This window comes from Olsenella intestinalis, assembly GCF_023276655.1.
Lineage (GTDB): Bacteria > Actinomycetota > Coriobacteriia > Coriobacteriales > Atopobiaceae > Olsenella_J > Olsenella_J intestinalis.
In genome coordinates, this window is the sequence record NZ_JALGRK010000001.1 from 1,176,653 (window position 1) to 1,194,449 (window position 17,797).

The 17,797-nt window shown below is 68.7% G+C and carries 9 protein-coding genes; all 9 read left to right on the forward strand.

The genetic code is table 11. The annotated features are described in order from the left end of the window. The first annotated feature begins 237 nt into the window (after positions 1-237). The 9 genes from M5D76_RS04495 to M5D76_RS04535 all read left to right on the forward strand — a co-directional run bounded on the left by M5D76_RS04495 (position 238) and on the right by M5D76_RS04535 (position 17,650). A complete protein-coding gene (locus tag M5D76_RS04495) occupies positions 238-2,139 on the forward strand; it encodes a DUF4012 domain-containing protein (protein ID WP_248922185.1) in 1,902 nt (633 codons plus the stop codon). 168 nt (positions 2,140-2,307) lie between these two features. After that, positions 2,308-4,293 (forward strand): L,D-transpeptidase family protein, encoded by a 1,986-nt coding sequence (locus tag M5D76_RS04500; RefSeq protein ID WP_248922186.1) that lies wholly within the window; start codon positions 2,308-2,310, stop codon positions 4,291-4,293. 168 nt (positions 4,294-4,461) lie between these two features. Then, positions 4,462-6,915 (forward strand): glycosyltransferase family 2 protein, encoded by a 2,454-nt coding sequence (locus M5D76_RS04505; protein ID WP_248922187.1) that lies wholly within the window; start codon positions 4,462-4,464, stop codon positions 6,913-6,915. Between the two features lie 31 nt (positions 6,916-6,946). Beyond that, complete coding sequence (locus M5D76_RS04510; protein ID WP_248922188.1) at positions 6,947-8,971, forward strand: glycosyltransferase; 2,025 nt, start codon at positions 6,947-6,949, stop codon at positions 8,969-8,971. Continuing rightward, positions 8,968-11,457, forward strand: a complete 2,490-nt coding sequence (locus tag M5D76_RS04515) for a glycosyltransferase family 2 protein (protein WP_248922189.1) — start codon at positions 8,968-8,970, stop codon at positions 11,455-11,457. Before M5D76_RS04510 ends, M5D76_RS04515 begins: the two co-directional genes overlap by 4 nt. Positions 11,458-11,654: 197 nt before the next feature. Further along, positions 11,655-12,557, forward strand: coding sequence for a glucose-1-phosphate thymidylyltransferase RfbA (gene rfbA / locus M5D76_RS04520; protein WP_248922190.1), 903 nt, complete (start codon positions 11,655-11,657; stop codon positions 12,555-12,557). A 4-nt stretch (positions 12,558-12,561) separates the two neighbouring features. Continuing rightward, the gene (locus tag M5D76_RS04525; protein ID WP_248922191.1) at positions 12,562-14,040 is read left to right on the forward strand and encodes a sugar nucleotide-binding protein; all 1,479 of its coding nucleotides are present in this window, start codon (positions 12,562-12,564) and stop codon (positions 14,038-14,040) included. A 38-nt stretch (positions 14,041-14,078) separates the two neighbouring features. After that, positions 14,079-15,092, forward strand: coding sequence for a dTDP-glucose 4,6-dehydratase (gene rfbB / locus M5D76_RS04530; RefSeq protein ID WP_248922192.1), 1,014 nt, complete (start codon positions 14,079-14,081; stop codon positions 15,090-15,092). A 119-nt stretch (positions 15,093-15,211) separates the two neighbouring features. Further along, positions 15,212-17,650, forward strand: coding sequence for a glycosyltransferase family 2 protein (locus M5D76_RS04535; RefSeq protein ID WP_248922193.1), 2,439 nt, complete (start codon positions 15,212-15,214; stop codon positions 17,648-17,650). Positions 17,651-17,797: the final 147 nt, after the last annotated feature.

Here is a 17,797-nt window from a genome sequence, read left to right on the forward strand (position 1 = left end):
GGGTTTTGCCGCCGTCGCGGTGCCATCACCGTCCCGCGGCCCTGGCGGCAGCTCTTCTCGTCTTCTCCACTCGACTGCCCTCACTAGGAATTTGTAGGCGATTTGCGACGTTCTCGCGGGCATACCTGCCTGGATGTGCAACACTAATTAGATGTTTAGCGTGGGCGTTTCTTGTGGCTATTGGCTGCGTCTCGTCTCGCCCGCAGGTCATACGTATCGAAACGGATAGGTTGCAGCATGGGTAAACACTTCGCAAACGGCCCCTCGGCCGAGCACCAGGCGACTGCCGCGCACAGCTTCGCGCAGGCGCCCCAGCCGGCCCGCCCCTACGGCGCCTACTCCCGCGCACCGCGCGCGAGCTACCAGGGTTCCGGCTTCGACGACTCCAACTTCGGCAAGCCCAAGAAGAGGCACACCGCGGCCAAGGTCATCCTGACCATCGTGCTTTTGCTTGTCGTCGTCGCGGGCGTCGAGGGGTTCCTCCTCTTCAACTCGGTCAAGACGATCAAGAACGACGCCAGCGTCGCGATGGGGTCGGTCGACTCGCTCAAGACGGCCGCCAAGTCGGGCGACGCCGCGGCCCTCTCGCGCGTCTCGTCCGACATCAACGTCTCGGCGCACAACATCCAGAACGAGCTCGCCTCGCCGGCCTGGACCTTCGCGTCGCTCGTGCCCGTCCTGGGCGACGACGTCAGGAGCGTGCGCGCCCTGGGCGACGTCATGGTCGACCTCTCAGACAACGCGCTGACGCCGCTGGCGTCCAACTCCGACGCCGTCAAGCTCAGCAACCTCATGAGCGCCGGCGCCGTTAACGTGCCCGTCTTCGAGCAGCTTGCCAGCGCGCTGCAGCAGGCCGCCCCCGTCATCCAGCGCAGCGACGCCACGCTCAAGGCGCTGCCCGAGGCGCACATCCCGCAGGTGAAGGACGTCATGGGCAACGTCACGGGCAAGATCTCCACGGCCTCCGACGCCGTCACCAAGCTGAACCTCATCGCGCCGCACCTGCCCAAGATGCTCGGCGGCAACGGCCAGACGAGGAACTACCTGCTCGTGGCCCAGAACAACGCCGAGGCCCGCTCCACCGGCGGCTTCTACGGCTCCTGGAGCGTGCTCACGGTGACCGACGGCAAGATCGAGCTCGGCGGGTCCCAGAAGATCCAGAATACCGAGATCACCGAGGACATCATGCCCTCCGTCACCGACGCCGAGATCACCGTCTTCGGCGACCACATCCGCTCCAACCCCGGCTCGACCGGCTACCTCTACGACTTCAGCCGCGCCGGCGACGTGGCCGCCCAGTACTGGGAGGGCCTCACGGGCCAGGCAATCGACGGCACCATCGCGGTCGACCCCGTCTTCCTGCAGACGCTGCTGCGCCTTGCCGGCGGCATCACGACGAGCGACGGCACCGTCGTCGACGGCACGAACGCTGCCGCCGCGCTGCTGCACGACTCCTACTGGAACATGGAGCCCGAGCAGACCGACATCTTCTTCGCCGAGGTGGCGGCCCGCTCCTTCGCGCAGCTGATGGGCAACCTGGGCGGCGTCGACATGTCGGGCCTGCTCGAGGAGGTCCAGAAGAGCGCCGAGGAGGGCCGCGTCCAGGTCTGGATGAAGGACGCCGCTGAGGAGCGCGCGATCACCGAGCTCGACCTCAGCGGCAACTTCGCCTCCGACGAGAAGGACCCCGTGGCCGGCGTCTACTTCAACGACCAGACCTTCTCGAAGATCGAGTGGTACCTCAAGCTTGAGAACTCCATCGGCGCCGCCACCAAGAACGCCGACGGCACCACCTCGTACCAGGTGACCACGAGCTTCACCAACATGCTCGATCCGCAGACCGCCAAGATCGCCCCCGACTACGTGCTCGGACATGCCGATCGGTTCGACAAGACCTCGATGGTCGAGGGCGTCTACCTCACGCCTCCCGGCGGTGGCAAGCTGTCCAACATCACGGTGAGCGACGGCTCAGAGGTGACCGACTTCACCTACACCGGCCTCAACGTCTGGGGTACGCGCATCACGATCCCGATGGAGGGGACCGTGTCCATCAGCTACACCGTCACGGTCTCCCCGTCGGCCACCTCGCCGCTCAAGGTGCACACCTCGCCGACCGCGCAGGTTGCGGCTGGCTGGTAAGACCGCGCGCAAAGGCGCTCGCACGGTGGCCTCGTCCCTTGCGGACGGGGCCACTTTTTATGTCGCGCGCCGTCGACTCGCGCTTTCGCGCCGCAGCTCGACGCGGCCGAGCCCGCACGCCCGGGCGGTGCTACCCTCGCCTCACGTTGTCTAGTCGCGGAGGTTCCCATGGCTTGCATCCAACCTGGCGTGCGCATGACCCATCGAATGGCCCTCGCGGCGACACTTGCGGCGACGCTCCTGGCGCTTCCTGCGACCGCGGCCCTCGCCCAGGAGGCGACGCCGCCCACGTCGGGCCTGGCTCCCGCAGAGGCCGCCTCGCCGAACGCGGCCCAGGCGGGCGAGAAGAGCCTGCCCCTCGCCCCCGGCGCCTCTGCCCCTGCGGGCGCGGACGTCCCCGAGGCACCCGGCGCCCCCGATCCAGAGGGCGATGCCGGGGTCGCCGATCCCGCGACCATCGCCGACCCCGCAGCCACCGCCGACCCCGCGACCCCAACCAACGCCGCAACGCCTGCCGACCCCGCAGCCACCGCCGACCCCGCGACCCGTCCCGCATCGGAGGCCCCCGCGTCTGCGACGTCGCCCGCTGCGGACGCGAAGCCCGAGCCTGACCCGGCCACCCCGGCCGACCCCGAGCCCGCACCCGAGGTCACCTACTCCAACATGTACCGCCTCTACAACCCCTGGACCGGCGAGCACTTCTACACCGCCTCGCTCTTTGAGGCCGCGCGTGTCGCCGAGGCCGGCTGGCAGTGGGAGGCCGTGGGCTGGGTCGCACCCGACGCGGGCGACCCCGTCTTCCGCCTGTATAACCCCTATGCGGGCGACCACCACTACACCCTCTCGACCGTCGAGCGCGACCACCTCGTGAGCGTCGGCTGGCGCTACGAGGGCATCGGCTGGTACTCCGACGGCTCGGCAGACTCGCTCGCGGTGCTGCGCCAGTACAACCCCTACGCGACGGCCGGTGCGCACAACTTCACCACGAGTCCCGCCGAGGACGCCCACCTCGCCTCCGTCGGCTGGAGGCGCGAGGGCGAGGCCTGGCGCGCGTCCAACCACGAGACCCTCAAGATCGACGGCTTCTGGCTCGTCACAGGTGCCTGGGGCTCGCTCGATCGCTACTGGGTCGGCGCCGACTGCCAGATCGCCCGCAGCAGGCTCGTCACGCCCGACGAGGGCGCCGGCTGGCTCGCCTACGCCACCCACACCGGCGCGGTCGTCCGCGGCGGGCGCGACCGCGGCGACGGCTGGGCCTGGCTCGCCGACCAGGACGGCCGCCTCGCCACCGGCAGCGGCTGGGTCGTCTCGGATGCCTTCGGCCAGGGCCTCCAGCGCTACTGGCTCGAGAGCCGCGGCGACTACTCGCTCGCGCGCGTCGGCCACTTCCAGCGAGACGGCGCGCACTACCTCGGCACCTCCGCCGGCTACGTCCTGCGCGGCAAGATGAGCTGGGGCGACGGCGTGCTCCTCGCCGACAACGACGGTCGCCTTGCCTGGCAGGAGGGCTGGCTCGTGACCGACGTCTACGACGGCTACCTCTGCCGCTACCGCATCGACACCGCGCCCGGCGACGGCCTCATGGGCGCCCGCGTCGGGTTCTTCTCGCTCGGCGGCAGCACCTACTACGGCATCCCCGGCGCTGGCTACTGCCTCATCAACGCCACCTGGACCATCGACGGCCGCATCTGGCAGGCCGATGCCGATGGCCGCCTCACCGAGATCGTCGCCCCGCCCGGCTTCGAGGACATGTTCCACCGGGCCCAGGGATACGACAGCCCCACGTCCTGGCTGATCATGGTCGACCTCTCCGACCACCAGGTCGGCGTCTTCCGCGGCAGCGCGGGCGCGTGGCGCCTCGAGCGCGGCTTCGCCTGCAGCTGCGGCGCCCCCGAGACGCCCACTGTCGAGGGCGTCTTCCAGATCGGCAGCCGCGGCTACTCGTTCGGCTCGGGCCTCACCTGCTACTACTGGACGCAGTTCTACGGCGACTACCTCTTCCACTCCACCCTCTACTACGAGGGCACCTTCGAGCCGCTCGACCCCACGCTCGGCGCGTCGGTCTCGCACGGCTGCGTCCGCCTCGACATCAACGACGCCTACTACATCAACGCCGAGGTCCCCTCGTCCACGACGGTCGTCACCTACTACTAGCGCCGTGACCCGAGGCGCCGCGCGACCCGCAGGGCGTGCCCGCGAAGGCCGCGCTCCTCTCGCCCGGCGCCGCGTTGTTTTTGCGCCGCCGCCCCCGAGGCGCCGCGCAGGATGCGCCCTTGTGATTCAATGGATGGGTTAACGTCACCGTACCAAGGGGTCCAACGTATGGAAGTCCGCTTCGCAGAGCTCACGCGCGGTTCGGGAAAGATCTACTGCCACCTCGCCCTCGAGGGCGCGCCCGAGGGCGCCACGGTCGAGGTCTCCTCGCACACCGAGTCCGGCGACCAGCTGCCGGCCACGTGCGTGAGCGTGCCTGGCGTCGCAGGCCCGGTCTGTGTCCTGCCCGTGCTCGACGTCACCCAGAACGTGAGCGTCCGCGTGCTCGACGCCTCGGGCGCCGCCATCGCGCACGCCGAGAAGAGCCTCTCCGCGCGCTCGTCGCGCCTCCGGTCCCAGATCAACACCGCCACTCGAAACGACGTCGCCGCGAGGATCCGCAACTGCGACGCGCCCGCGCCGCGCGAGGGTGCCTGCGGCATCACCATCGCCCACACCGACGAGATCGTCTGCGGCGGGGGAGAGGACGTCCTGCGCGGCGAGGTCCGCGTGCTCTCGTGGGATCGCGCCGAGGCCGGGGCCGACATCGAGGTGCGCGTCCTCGGCGCGCATGGCACGTCCGTCAACGTGGGCGACGTCATCGTCATGGGCGACACGCTGCGCGCCGACGCCGAACGCGCCGGCCTGCTCGTGCGTACCGTGAGCTTCTCGGTGCGCATCCCCACTCGCGACTGCCAGGTCGTCCTCTGGGCGCAGAGCGCCGCCGCCAGCCTCGGCGACGCCTTCGTGTGCGTCGAGTCCTTCCGCATGCGCGAGCGCCGCGAGGACTTCTGGCGTCGCACCTGCTCGGCCGACCGCGACGGCGAGTACGAGCGCTGGTTCCTCGACCACCTGCGCGCCACCGAGCTCGACCTCGAGGCGCAGCGCCGAGCGAGCTGGGGGGAGGGCGCCCCGCTCTTCTCGCTGATCGTGCCCCTCTATCGCACGCCGATCGCCTACCTGCGCGAGATGGCCGACTCGGTGCTCGCGCAGACCTACCCCAACCTCGAGCTCCTGCTCGTGAACGCGAGCCCCGAGGACGAGGGGCTCGCCGCCGAGGTCGCCGCCTACGCAGGGCGCGACGGGCGCGTGCGCGTGGTCGAGCTCGACGAGAACCGCGGCATCACGCTCAACACCAACGAGGGCATCAAGGCCGCCCGCGGCGACTTCCTGTGCTTCCTCGACCACGACGACGTGATCGAGCCCGACCTGCTCTACCACTACGCGCGCGCCGTCGAGGGCCACCCCGACACCGACCTCCTCTACTGCGACGAGGACAAGCTGATGGACGGCCACTTCTGCCAGGCCTTCTTCAAGCCCGACTGGTCGCCCGACCTCCTCTGCTCGTGCAACTACGTCTGCCACCTGCTGTGCGTGCGCGCCTCCGTGGTCGCTAAGATGGAGCTTCCCGGCGCCGAGTTCGACGGCGCCCAGGACCACCACATGACCCTGCGCGTCGGCGAGGTCGCCCGCAACGTCTACCACGTGCGCCGCGTCCTCTACCACTGGCGCGTCCACCCCGAGTCCACGGCGGCCAACCCCGACTCCAAGAGCTACACCTCAGTGGCCGGCACCCTCGCCGTCCAGCGCCACCTCGAGCGCACCCACGTCGAGGCCACGGCCCGCATGGACGAGCGGACGCCCAACACCTACCACGTCGACTACACGTTCAGCGAGTACCCGCTCGTCTCGATCGTCATCCCCAACAAGGACATGGCCGACGTGCTCGACCGCTGCCTCGTCTCGATTGCCGAGAAGAGCACCTACCCCAACTATGAGGTCGTCGTGGTCGAGAACAACAGCGAGCAGGAGGCCACGTTCGCCTACTACGAGAAGGCCCAGCGCCGCTGGCCCAACGTGCGCGTGGTGAGCGAGCCCACCGCCGACGGCACCTTCAACTTCGCCCGCACCGTGAACTACGGATTCTCGCAGGCCAAGGGCGAGTTCCTCCTCATGCTCAACAACGACACCGAGGTCATCACCCCCGACTGGCTCGAGCGCCTGGCCGGGCCCTGCCGTCGCGAGGACATCGGCCTCGTGGGCGCCAAGCTCCTCTACCCGGACGGCCTCATCCAGCACGCCGGCGTCTTCTTCCACTTCGACGCGCCCGGCCACTTCGGCAAGACCCTGCCCTCCGACACGCAGGACTACTTCAACCTCTGCAACCTCGCGCAGGACCTCACTGCGGTCACGGGCGCCTGCCTCATGTGCTCGCGCGCGACGTGGGACGAGCTCGGCGGCCTCGACGAGACCTTCGCCGTCGAGTACAACGACATCGACTTCTGCCTGCGCGCGCAGCAGCACGGCCGCCGCGTGCTCTACAACCCCGACGTCGTCCTCTACCACCACGAGTCCATCTCGCGCGGCCAGGCCTCGCGCGGCCCCGCGGCGCACCGCTCCTGCGCCGAGAACGGCCGCATGATGCAGCTCTACCCGCGCTACTTCGTGGACGGCGACCCCTACCTCAACCCCAACCTCGTCCGCCACAACGAGCACCGCTGCCTCAAGAAGTACGTCGACTAGCGGCCCTCGGGCGAGAGATCAGGAGAAGAACGTGACAGAAGACATGACGCTCACGGGTGCGCGCGTACTCGCGACTGCGGTCGCGACCGACCGTATCCAGCTGGGGGTGCGCTTTCCCTTGCGCGGCGACGAGCGCACAGACGAGCCCATCGCCTCCCTTGGTGTTGACCCTTCGACGGGCGAGAGGAGCGACGGCCTCACCCTCGGCTCCACCGTCACGCCGGATGCCGCCCTCGGTGTGCGCTGGCGCGACGCCTGGGTCTCGATCGAGATCGGCCGCGAGCAGGACGCCCTGTGCGTCGCCGTGACCTGCGGCGAGCACTCCCTCGAGCTCTCGCTCGACGGCGACGAGCTGCACCGCCTGCGCGAGGAGTTCGGCTGGCACCGCCTCGCCATCGAGCCCGCCGCCAACTACGACGCATGGTTTCGCGCCCAGCGCACGAGCGTCGCGGAGCTGGCCGACCAGCGCCTTGCGGCCGCCTCGCTGCCGACGCGCCCGCTCTTCTCGATCATCGTGCCCCTCTACCACACGCCGCTCGACTTCTTCCTCGAGATGGCCGACTCCGTTCTCTGTCAGACCTACGACAACCTCGAGCTCGTGCTCGTGAACTCCACGCCGGCGGACGTCGCGCTCGCCCGCGCCGTGAGCGACCTTGCGGCCGCCGACGAGCGCGTGCGCGTGGTCGAGCTCGAGAGCAACCTCGGCATCACCGAGAACACCAACGCGGGCATCGACGTGGCGAAGGGCGACTTCGTCTGCTTCTTCGACCACGACGACATCATCGAGCCCGACCTGCTCTTCCACTATGCCACCGCCATCGGGGCCGACCCCAAGATCGACCTGCTCTACTGCGACGAGGACAAGCTCGAGGACGGTCGCTACTTCTTCCCCACGTTCAAGCCGGACTTCTCGCTCCAGCTGCTCGAGACGAACAACTACGTCTGTCACATGCTCACGGTCCGCCGCGAGCTGCTGCGCAGCCTGCCGACTCCCACGCGCGTCTACGACGGCGCGCAGGACCACCGCCTGGGGCTCGTCGCCTCCGAGCACCTGCGCCACACCTTCCACGCGCGCAAGATGCTCTACCACTGGCGCGTGAGCGAGACCTCCACGGCGGGCAACAGCCAGGCCAAGCCCGAGTCGCTCGAGGCAGGTCGCCGTGCGATCCAGGAGCATCTGGACCGCATCGGGGTCCGTGCGCACGTCGAGAACGTCCCGATGATGGCCCACTGCTACGTCTCGCTCATGAACGACGACGCGGGGCTCCCCAGCTGCACGCTCGTCCTCATGGGGGAGGGGGCTGATGCCTCTGTCGGCGCACCGTGGGAACTCGCCGGCATCGGCGACGTCGTCGATCTCAGGAACCTGGGAGACCGCTGCGAGCGCATCGGGGCCGCCCTCGACACGGCGCGCTCGAGCGAGTCCGACTTCGTGATCCTCTCGGACGCCCTGAGGCCGCGTCCGCATGTGTCCGACCTGCTGAGCCGCCTCCTCGTCGTCGCCGAGAGGGACGAGGTCGGCCTCACGAGCGGCAAGGCCGTCCTTCCGGACGGGACCAAGTGCGGCGGCGCCTATGCCTTCAGCGACGAGGGACCGGTCCTCGTCGACCGCGCCATGCCCGAGGGCGACCACCAGTCCCGCGGGTTCGAGATCTTCCCGCACGAGGTGGACGCCGTCTCCGGTCACTTCGTCGTGATTCGCCGCGAGCTCCTGCTCGAGCTGGGGCTCGACGCCGACCTCGGCGGCTTCTGGTCCGTCGGCCTGAGCCTCGCCGCGCGCGACCGCGGCCTCGAGAGCGTCGAGGTGCCCATGGCCCTCGTCGAGGTGGATGCCGTCCGCGAGGACCTGCGCCTCCCCGTCTGGGACGCGGCGCTCGACGCCTCCACGACCGGCGTCCCGGCCTCGGCCGGGACCGACAGGCTCAACCTCGTGCGCGACCGCGCCGTCCTCAGGTCCCGCTGGCCCCAGGTGGCCTGCGCCCCGAGCCGCTACTATTCTGAAATCTTCGACGCCTTCGGCTACTACGGCCCGGGCTATGGGAGGGCTTTCCTATGAGCAACCGCGTGAGCGTCACGTTCGGCAAGGTCACGCGTGGCGGCGGCAAGGTGTTCGTGCTCGTGGGCGCTCCCGGCGCGAGCCGCATCGGCGTCTCGTCGAAGGGGGAGGGCGGCCGCTCTCTGCCCGCGTCTTGTCTGCGGATCGACGATGAGTCCTGGGTCGCCTTCGTCTCCGTCGTCGAGGGCGACCAGACACTGCTCGTCGACGCCTTCGACGCAGATGGCTGCGTCATGGGCGGCGGGCGGAAGGTCCTTGGCCGCTATCGGTCCAAGATCAGCTCGTCGATCAACACCCTGCGCAAGGACCCCGTCGCCGAGGCCATCCGAAACGCAGACCGCAAACTCGGTGCCTCGGGCGTGCGCCTCTCCGTCGACGAGCTCCTTCGAGACGGCGGAGAAGAGCTTCTCCGCGGAACCGTCGAGCTGTGCGTGCGCGACGAGGCCATTGCGCTCGCACCCATCTCCGTCGACGTACTGGCAATCTCGGGCGACTCAATCAGCGTGGCCTGTGCCCATCTTGATGACGTGCTCTTCTCGGCGGAGGGCGTTACCGGCGCGAACCCGCTTCCCAACGGGGTCCCCACGGGCTCGCTCTTGCGCCGTCTTCGCTTCTCCACCAGGCTCTCCCGGAGCTGCGAGGGCCTTATCGTGTGGGTCCGCCTCGAGGGCTTCCCGGAGTGGGGCGCCTTCGAGACGCTCGAGCCCTTCGAGGCCGAGCGCCTGCGCGAGGAGACTGCGGTTCGCTATCGATCCGCGGCCGAGACCGACGAGTACGAGCGCCGCACCGAGCATGAGGACGCGGATCGCACGCGCCGCCTCGCCCAGATGCGCGCCGCCCTGCCCCTCATGCCCGAGCGCCCGCTCTTCTCGGTCATCGTGCCCCTCTACAACACGCCGCCCGACTTCTTCGCCGAGATGCTCGACTCGGTGCTTGACCAGGCCTATCCCGACCTCGAGCTCCTGCTCGTGAACGCGAGCCCCGAGAACGCGGAGCTCTCCGCCGCCGTCGACGCCGCCTGCGCGCGCGACTCCCGCGTCCGTCGCATCGACCTCGACGCCAACCTCGGCATCACCGAGAACACCAACGCCGGCATCCGCGCGGCCACGGGCGACTTCCTCTGCTTCCTCGACCACGACGACACAATCGAGCCCGACGCCCTCTGGCTCTACGCCCGCGCCGCGCTCGAGACGCCCGACGTCGACCTCATCTACTGCGACGAGGACCACCTGCTCGACGGCCGCCGCATCGGTCCCTTCTACAAGCCCGACTGGGACCCCGACCTGCTCTGCTTTGAGAACTACGTCACGCACTTCCTCTGCGTCCGCCGCGAGACCCTGCTTGCCGTCACGGCCGAGACCGGCCTGCCCGGCCGCGAGTTCGACGGCGCGCAGGACCACAACATGACCCTGCTCATCGGAGACCACGCCCACGCCGTCCGCCACGTCCCGCGCGTCCTCTACCACTGGCGCATGCACGCCGGCTCCACGGCCGGCTCCGAGGGCGTCGGCCAGAAGTCCTACGCGCTCGAGGCCGAGCGCCGCGCCGTCCAGGCCCACCTCGACCGTCTCGGCGTCCCCGCGACCGCCGCCATGGAGCGCCGCCGCCCCATGCGCTGCGACCTCGTCTACGACTTCGCCGAGAAGAGCCGCGTCTCGGCCTGCATCGCCCACTCCGACGGCAACCCCAACCTCGTCGCCTGCGTCGAGGCGCTCATCTCGAGCACCGACTGGCCCAACCTCGAGGTCGTCGTCTCGGGCACGCTCACCGCGGATGAGCGGGCGCGCCTCGACGGCGCCATGGGGAGCGGTCGCACGCTCGTCGTAGTCGACGGCCTCGCCTCGAGTGCGCCGTCTGTCGCGAACAACGTGCCTGCCCTGCTCAACCGCGCGATCGAGCGCGCGACGGGGGAGTACGTGCTCCTTCTCGACGAGAACGCCTGTGCCTTCGAGGGGGGCGACTGGCTCGATGAGCTCGTGGGTCCCGTTGCGCTCGCCGGATCGGGTTGCGCCGGTGCCAAGGTCGAGCACCTCGATCGCTCGATCGCCTGCGCCGGCTACCTCGTCGGCGACGGTCGTCCCGCGCGCTGCGTCTTTGAGGGCTACCCCTCCCGCGCGGATGGCTACTACGAGTACAACGTGCTGCCGCACCGTGCGAGCGCGGTCTCCGCTTCGTGTATGCTGCTCCGCCGCGGGGACGCGGCCGAGGGCCTTGCCGAGGACCTGCCACGCACCTTCGACGTCTCGCTCTGCCTCGGCCTTGCCGCCAAGGGACGCCCCGCGCTCCAGCAGAACAACGTCATCGTCACGCTTGCCAACCGGCCGGCCCGTCGCTCCGACGTCGCGAGCCGCCTGGCGGACGTGCGCGAGGGAGGACTGCTCATGTCGCGCCATGCGGAGGCGTTCGTGGGGAGCGACCCCTACTACACGCCCAACGCCGGCGTCCGCAATCGCTACTTCGGCTACTTCAGCACCCCCGTCGAGTAAGTCGCTTGGGTGCCAGACGGCCTCGGGGGCGCGACCGCGCCCCGAGGCCGTTTCGTTTCGCGGCCGCAGAGGGTCTCGGCCCGCCTTCCCGTGCCGCCGTCCGCGTGTTCGCAAAGAGCGTTTTTTGTGCACCCGCGCAGGCCTGCTAGACTATAAAAGACTGTGTTTCTGACATCACTTCGCCAAAGGAGACGAGCGTGAAGGGAATTATCCTTGCTGGTGGATCCGGTACGCGCCTGTACCCTCTCACCACGGTAACGAGTAAGCAGCTTCTTCCCGTGTACGACAAGCCGATGGTCTACTACCCGCTGTCCACTCTCATGCTGGCGGGCATCCGTGACATCCTCATCATCTCGACGCCGAAGGACCTCCCCAACTTCAAGCACCTCCTCGGCGACGGCTCCGACTTCGGCGTGAGCCTCTCCTACGCCGAGCAGCCCGAGCCCAACGGACTCGCCCAGGCCTTCGTGATCGGCGCCGACTTCTGCGCCGGCGAGCCCTGCGCCCTCGTCCTCGGCGACAACATCTTCTACGGCAACGGCCTCTCCAAGCGCCTGCGCCACGCGGTGCGCGCCGCCGAGAACGGCCGCGCCACGGTGTTCGGCTACCGCGTCGACGACCCCGAGCGCTTCGGCGTCGTGGAGTTCGACAAGGACTACAACGCCGTCTCCATCGAGGAGAAGCCCGCCGAGCCCAAGAGCAACTACGCCGTCACCGGCCTGTACTTCTACGACTCCCGCGTCTGCGAGCTCGCCGCCAAGGTCGAGCCCTCCGCTCGCGGCGAGTACGAGATCACCGACCTCAACCGCATGTACCTCGAGGACGGCACCCTCGACGTCATGACCCTCGGTCGTGGCTTCGCATGGCTCGACACCGGCACCATGGAGTCCCTCTTCGAGGCTAGCCAGTTCGTCAAGACCGTCGAGCAGGCCCAGGACCTGCCCGTCTCCGTGCCCGAGGAGATTGCCTTCGAGAACGGCTGGGTCTCCCGCGAGCGCCTGCTCGAGTGCGCCGAGCGCTATGGCAAGAGCGACTACGGCAAGCACCTCAGGACTGTCGCCGAGGGCGGCATTGCGCCGAGCAGGGATGGCGAGGAGTAAGGTAATGGAATTCTCGAAGCAGCTTTCTGTCCAGGAGACCGGCATCGCCGGCCTCAAGGTCCTCGACCTCACCGTCCACGGCGACTCCCGCGGCTGGTTCAAGGAGAACTGGCAGCGCGCCAAGATGGTCGGCCTCGGCATTCCCGACCTGCGCATCGTCCAGAACAACGTGAGCTTCAACGCCGAGCGCGGCGTCACCCGCGGCATCCACGCCGAGCCCTGGGACAAGTTCATCTCCGTCGTCACCGGCTCCGTCTTCGGCGCCTGGGTCGACCTGCGCGAGGGCAGCGCCACCTTCGGCAAGGTGTTCACCTGCATCCTCGACCCCTCCAAGGCCATCTTCGTCCCGCGCGGCGTCGGCAACTCCTTCCAGGCGCTCGAGGACGGCACCGTCTACAACTACCTGGTCAACGCTCACTGGTCCGCCGAGCTCAAGAAGACCTACACCTTCGTGAACCTCGCCGACCCCGACCTCGCCATCGACTGGCCGATCCCGCTTGCCGAATGCGAGCTCTCCGAGGCCGACCAGGCCCACCCCATGCTCGCCGACGTGAAGCCCATGGCCCCGCGCCGCACCCTCGTGACCGGCTGCAACGGCCAGCTCGGCCGTGCCGTGCGTGCCCTGGCCGAGAAGAGCGGCCTCTCCTCCTCGTTCGACTACTGCGACATCGACACCTTCGACCTCTCGAAGCCCGCTGACTACGAGAAGTACGACTGGGACCTCTACGGAACGGTCATCAACTGCGGCGCCTACACCGCGGTCGATCGCGCCGAGACGCCCGAGGGTCGCACCATCTGCTGGTCCGCCAACGCGACCGGCCCCGCCCTCATGGCGCGCACCTGCGCGGAGCACGGCATCACCCTCGTGCACGTCTCGTCCGACTACGTCTTCGACGGCACCCGCGAGCTGCACGACGAGGACGAGCCGCTGGCGCCGCTCTCCGTCTACGGCCAGTCCAAGGCCGCCGGCGACCTCGCGGTCGCGGGCTGCCCCAGGCACTTCATCTGCCGCTCCAGCTGGGTCATCGGCGACGGCAAGAACTTCGTCAAGACCATGGCGGCCCTCTCCGACCGCGTGGCCGACCCCTCTGACGGCCTCGATCAGATCACGGTTGTGAGCGACCAGCTCGGCCGCCTCACCTTCACCGACGAGATGGCCAAGGCCATCTTCCACCTGCTGGGCTACCGCGAGGGCCAGACCATGGCGGTCGAGCCCGCTCCCTTCGGTACCTACGACCTCACGGGCTCCGGCGCCACGAAGTCCTGGGCCGACATCGCCGCCGACGTCTTCGCCGCGCGCAACGGCAACTCCGACGCGGTCAAGCCCGTCACGACCGAGGAGTACTACGCGAACGCCGAGGGCCCCATCGCCCCGCGCCCGCATTACTCCACGCTCTCGCTCGACCGCCTCGAGAAGGCCGGCTTCTCGCCGCGCGACTGGGAGGACGAGCTCGCGGAGTACCTGGAGACCCTTCCGCGATAACAGTTGACCATCACCCACCGAGAGAAGGGGGACCTCGCATGGCCGAGGAGTTCAAGAACATCATCGTCACGGGCGGCTGCGGCTTCATCGGCAGCAACTTCGTGCACTACGTCGTCAACAACCACCCCGACGTGCACGTGACCGTGCTCGACAAGCTCACCTACGCCGGCAACCCGAAGAACATCGAGGGCCTTCCCGCCGACCGCGTCGAGCTCGTCGTCGGCGACATCTGCGACGCGGAGCTCCTCGACCGCATCGTCCCCGGCCACGACGCGATCGTCCACTACGCGGCTGAGTCCCACAACGACAACTCGATCGCCAACCCCGACCCGTTCGTGCAGACCAACGTGGTGGGTACCTACCGCCTGCTCGAGGCCACGCGCAAGTACGGCATCCGCTACCACCACGTGAGCACCGACGAGGTCTACGGCGACCTCGCCCTCGACGAGCCGCGCAAGTTCCGCCCGGACGACCCCTACAAGCCCAGCTCGCCCTACAGCTCCACCAAGGCCAGCTCCGACCTGCTCGTCCGTGCGTGGACGCGCACCTACGGCCTGCGCACCACGATCTCCAACTGCTCGAACAACTACGGTCCCTACCAGCACGTCGAGAAGTTCATCCCGCGCCAGATCACCAATGTCATCTGCGGCATCCGTCCCAAGCTCTACGGCGACGGCAAGAACGTCCGCGACTGGATCCACACCGAGGACCACTCCAGCGGCGTCTGGGACATCCTGACCAAGGGCCGCATGGGGGAGACCTACCTCATCGGAGCGAACGGCGAGAGGAACAACATCGACGTCCTGCGTGCGATCCTCGAGCGCATGGGCCAGCCGGCCGACGCCTTCGACTGGGTGCGCGACCGCCCCGGCCACGACCGCCGCTACGCGATCGACAACACCAAGCTCGTCGAGGAGCTCGGTTGGCAGCCGACCCACACCGACTTCTCGGAGGGCCTCGACCAGACCATCCAGTGGTACCGCGACAACGAGGACTGGTGGCGTCCCGTCAAGGAGGCCACCGAGGCCAAGTACGCCAAGCAGGGCCAGTAGGGTTTGGAACACGCATCAGTAGGTAGATAACACAGCATCCCCCTCTCGGCCGCGCCCGATGCCACGTTGTGGGCTTGGGCTCGACGAGAGGGGCTTGCCATTTTTGATGGGAGCATGGGATGGGACGCATCAACCTCGTTGGCATGTGCAGGGGAGAAGGCCATGGCTACGCGCTCCTCTCGAGCATGGACACCTCGCTCACCCCGGTGGTGCGCGCCCACACCGCGGACGGTCGCGCCATCCCCTGCAAGCTCGTCTGCGACGGCTGCCGTGAGACGCTGCCCGTCGCCGGTGAGCGCACGTGGGTCGCAGTGTTTCCCCTCGTGGACTGCGACGTCGACCTCAGCGTGTTCGCGCGTGGCGAGCAAGGCCAGGCTCTTCTCGACATCCCGTTCCACGTGATGCCGTCGAAGGTGGCATCGAGGCTTTTGACCAGGCGCAAGCCAGAGCTTGCGGGCTTCATGCGCGGGATCGAGCGCAGGCGTCCCTCGGCGGCGTCGCCCCTAGTCGTGAGTGGCGCGTGGCGCATGGGTGCCGGTGACGTGGTGTGGCGCGTGCACGTGCGCTTCGCGAATCCGTGCGAGTTCGTGTCGCCGAGGATCGTGGCGTGCGACATGGGCGCGCGCGAGATCTCGAGCGAGTTCATGGTGCTCGAGGACCAGGTGGTTCCCGACGGGACCGATTCCGACACGGTGCGCGAGGTGACCTTCTCGATGCGCCTGCCGGCCGACGTCGAGTACTTCTACTTCGCCACGTCGTTGGGCGCGGATGACGTGAACGCCGACTTCAAGGTCATCATGCCCAAGGACCTGGGCGAGTTCTGGCGCGACTTTGGGCGCTATCCGGCGGGGGCCGCGGACTCGTGGTGCTACGAGGGCTGGCTCATGCAGGAGCGCGTCGCGCCCGCGCGCGCCGTCGAGCGCCGCGACAGCGTGAGCCTTGCGCCGAAGATCAGCGTGGTGCTTGCGACGACCTCGGAGGTGTCGCGTGAGACGGTCGCGTCGCTGTCGGCGCAGACCTACGCGAGGTGGGAGCTGCTGATCGTGGGCGACCATGAGCCGAGCGTCGCGCGCGAGGTCGCCATCGCCGGCGCGCGTGGCGTGCTGAGCACGGCTGAGGGTGACTCCGTGAGCGAGGGGGAGGACCGCCTGAGGCTTCTCGTGCGCGAGGGATGCGCGAGCGTGTCTGCCCTCGAGCAGGCCGCGCTTGAGAAGGCCACGGGCGACTACGTGTGCTTCTTGGACGACGGCGTGGTGCTGGAGCCTGACGCGCTCGAGTGCCTGGCGCAGCTGGTCGACGCGGGCGAGAGGGTCGACCTCGCGTACTGCGACGAGGACGTGCTCGAGGGTGGGCACCTGTTGAGGCCGCAGCTGAAGTGCGGGCCGAACCTGGGCAAGCTCCGTGCATACGACTATCTGGGGAGCCTCTCGCTCATGAGCAGGCGCCTGGTGGACGAGATGGGCGCGCTGCCCGAGGACCTTGACGCAGCGCGCGCCTACTGGCGCCACCTGAGGGCCTTCGAGCTCACCGGCGGCATCGACCACGTGTGCCGCGTGCTCGCGCATGTTCCCGCGCATACGTTCGACGCCGACGAGCTCGAGGCGCAGAAGCATGCGCTCGAGGGTCACCTCGAGCGCATGGGCGCAGCCGCCACGGTGGAGCCCGGTCCCGCAGCCGGCACCTGGCGCGTGCGCTACGCTCTTCTCGGCAAGGCGCCGCGCGTGAGCGTGATCATCCCAAACAAGGACCACCTGGAGCTTCTGAGGCCGTGCCTCGAGTCGATCCTGGAGAAGACGACCTACCCTGACTTCGAGGTCGTCGTCGTCGAGAACAACAGCGAGGACGAGGCGACCTTCGCCTACTACGACGAGGTGTGCGCCGCCGACGCGCGCGTGCGCGTGACCACGTGGGAGCCGACCGGCGACGTCGCGTTCAACTACTCGGCGATCGTGAACCACGGCGCGCGCGAGGCGACCGGCGAACTGCTGCTGTTCCTCAACAACGACACCGACGTCATCGCGCCCGGCTGGATCGACGAGATGGTCGCCGCGCTGGCGCAGCGCGAGGACGTGGCCGTCGTGGGCGCCAAGCTGGTGTTCCCCGACGGGCTCACGCAGCACGCGGGCATGGCGCACAACCCCAACGGCTACTTCATGCACATGGGGGAGACTACGCCGGCCGACCTGCTCGACCATGACTATAACGTCGCCCTTCCGCACGACGCGACCATGGTGACGGGCGCCTGCCAGATGGTGCGCCGCTCGGTCTTCGAGGAGCTCGGCGGCTACGACGAGGAGCTGGCCGTGGCCTTCAACGACGGCGACTTCTGCCTGCGCGCACGCGACGCCGGCTACGAGGTGACCTACACGCCGTGGGCCGAGCTGCACCACAAGGAGTTCTCGTCTCGCGGGCGCGAGGCGACCGACAGGCGCCACCAGGTCCGCTTCCTGCAGGAGTATGCGCACCTGGCCGGCCGCCATGGCGAGCGCTTCGCCATGGGCGACCCCTCGATCAACGACTGCTTCAGCCAGTGGGACGCCCAGTTCAGGCTGAGGTAGGGGAGAAGAGCCACCGCCTCGGCGGTGAGATGGGACGGGCCTCGGGGGCATGGTCGCCCTCGGGGTTCGTCTTTGTTTGCAGGCCCGCTTGGCCGGCGACGTCGTCTGGATCGCATCCGTCGCACACAAGAAGCGGCCCCACCAAGG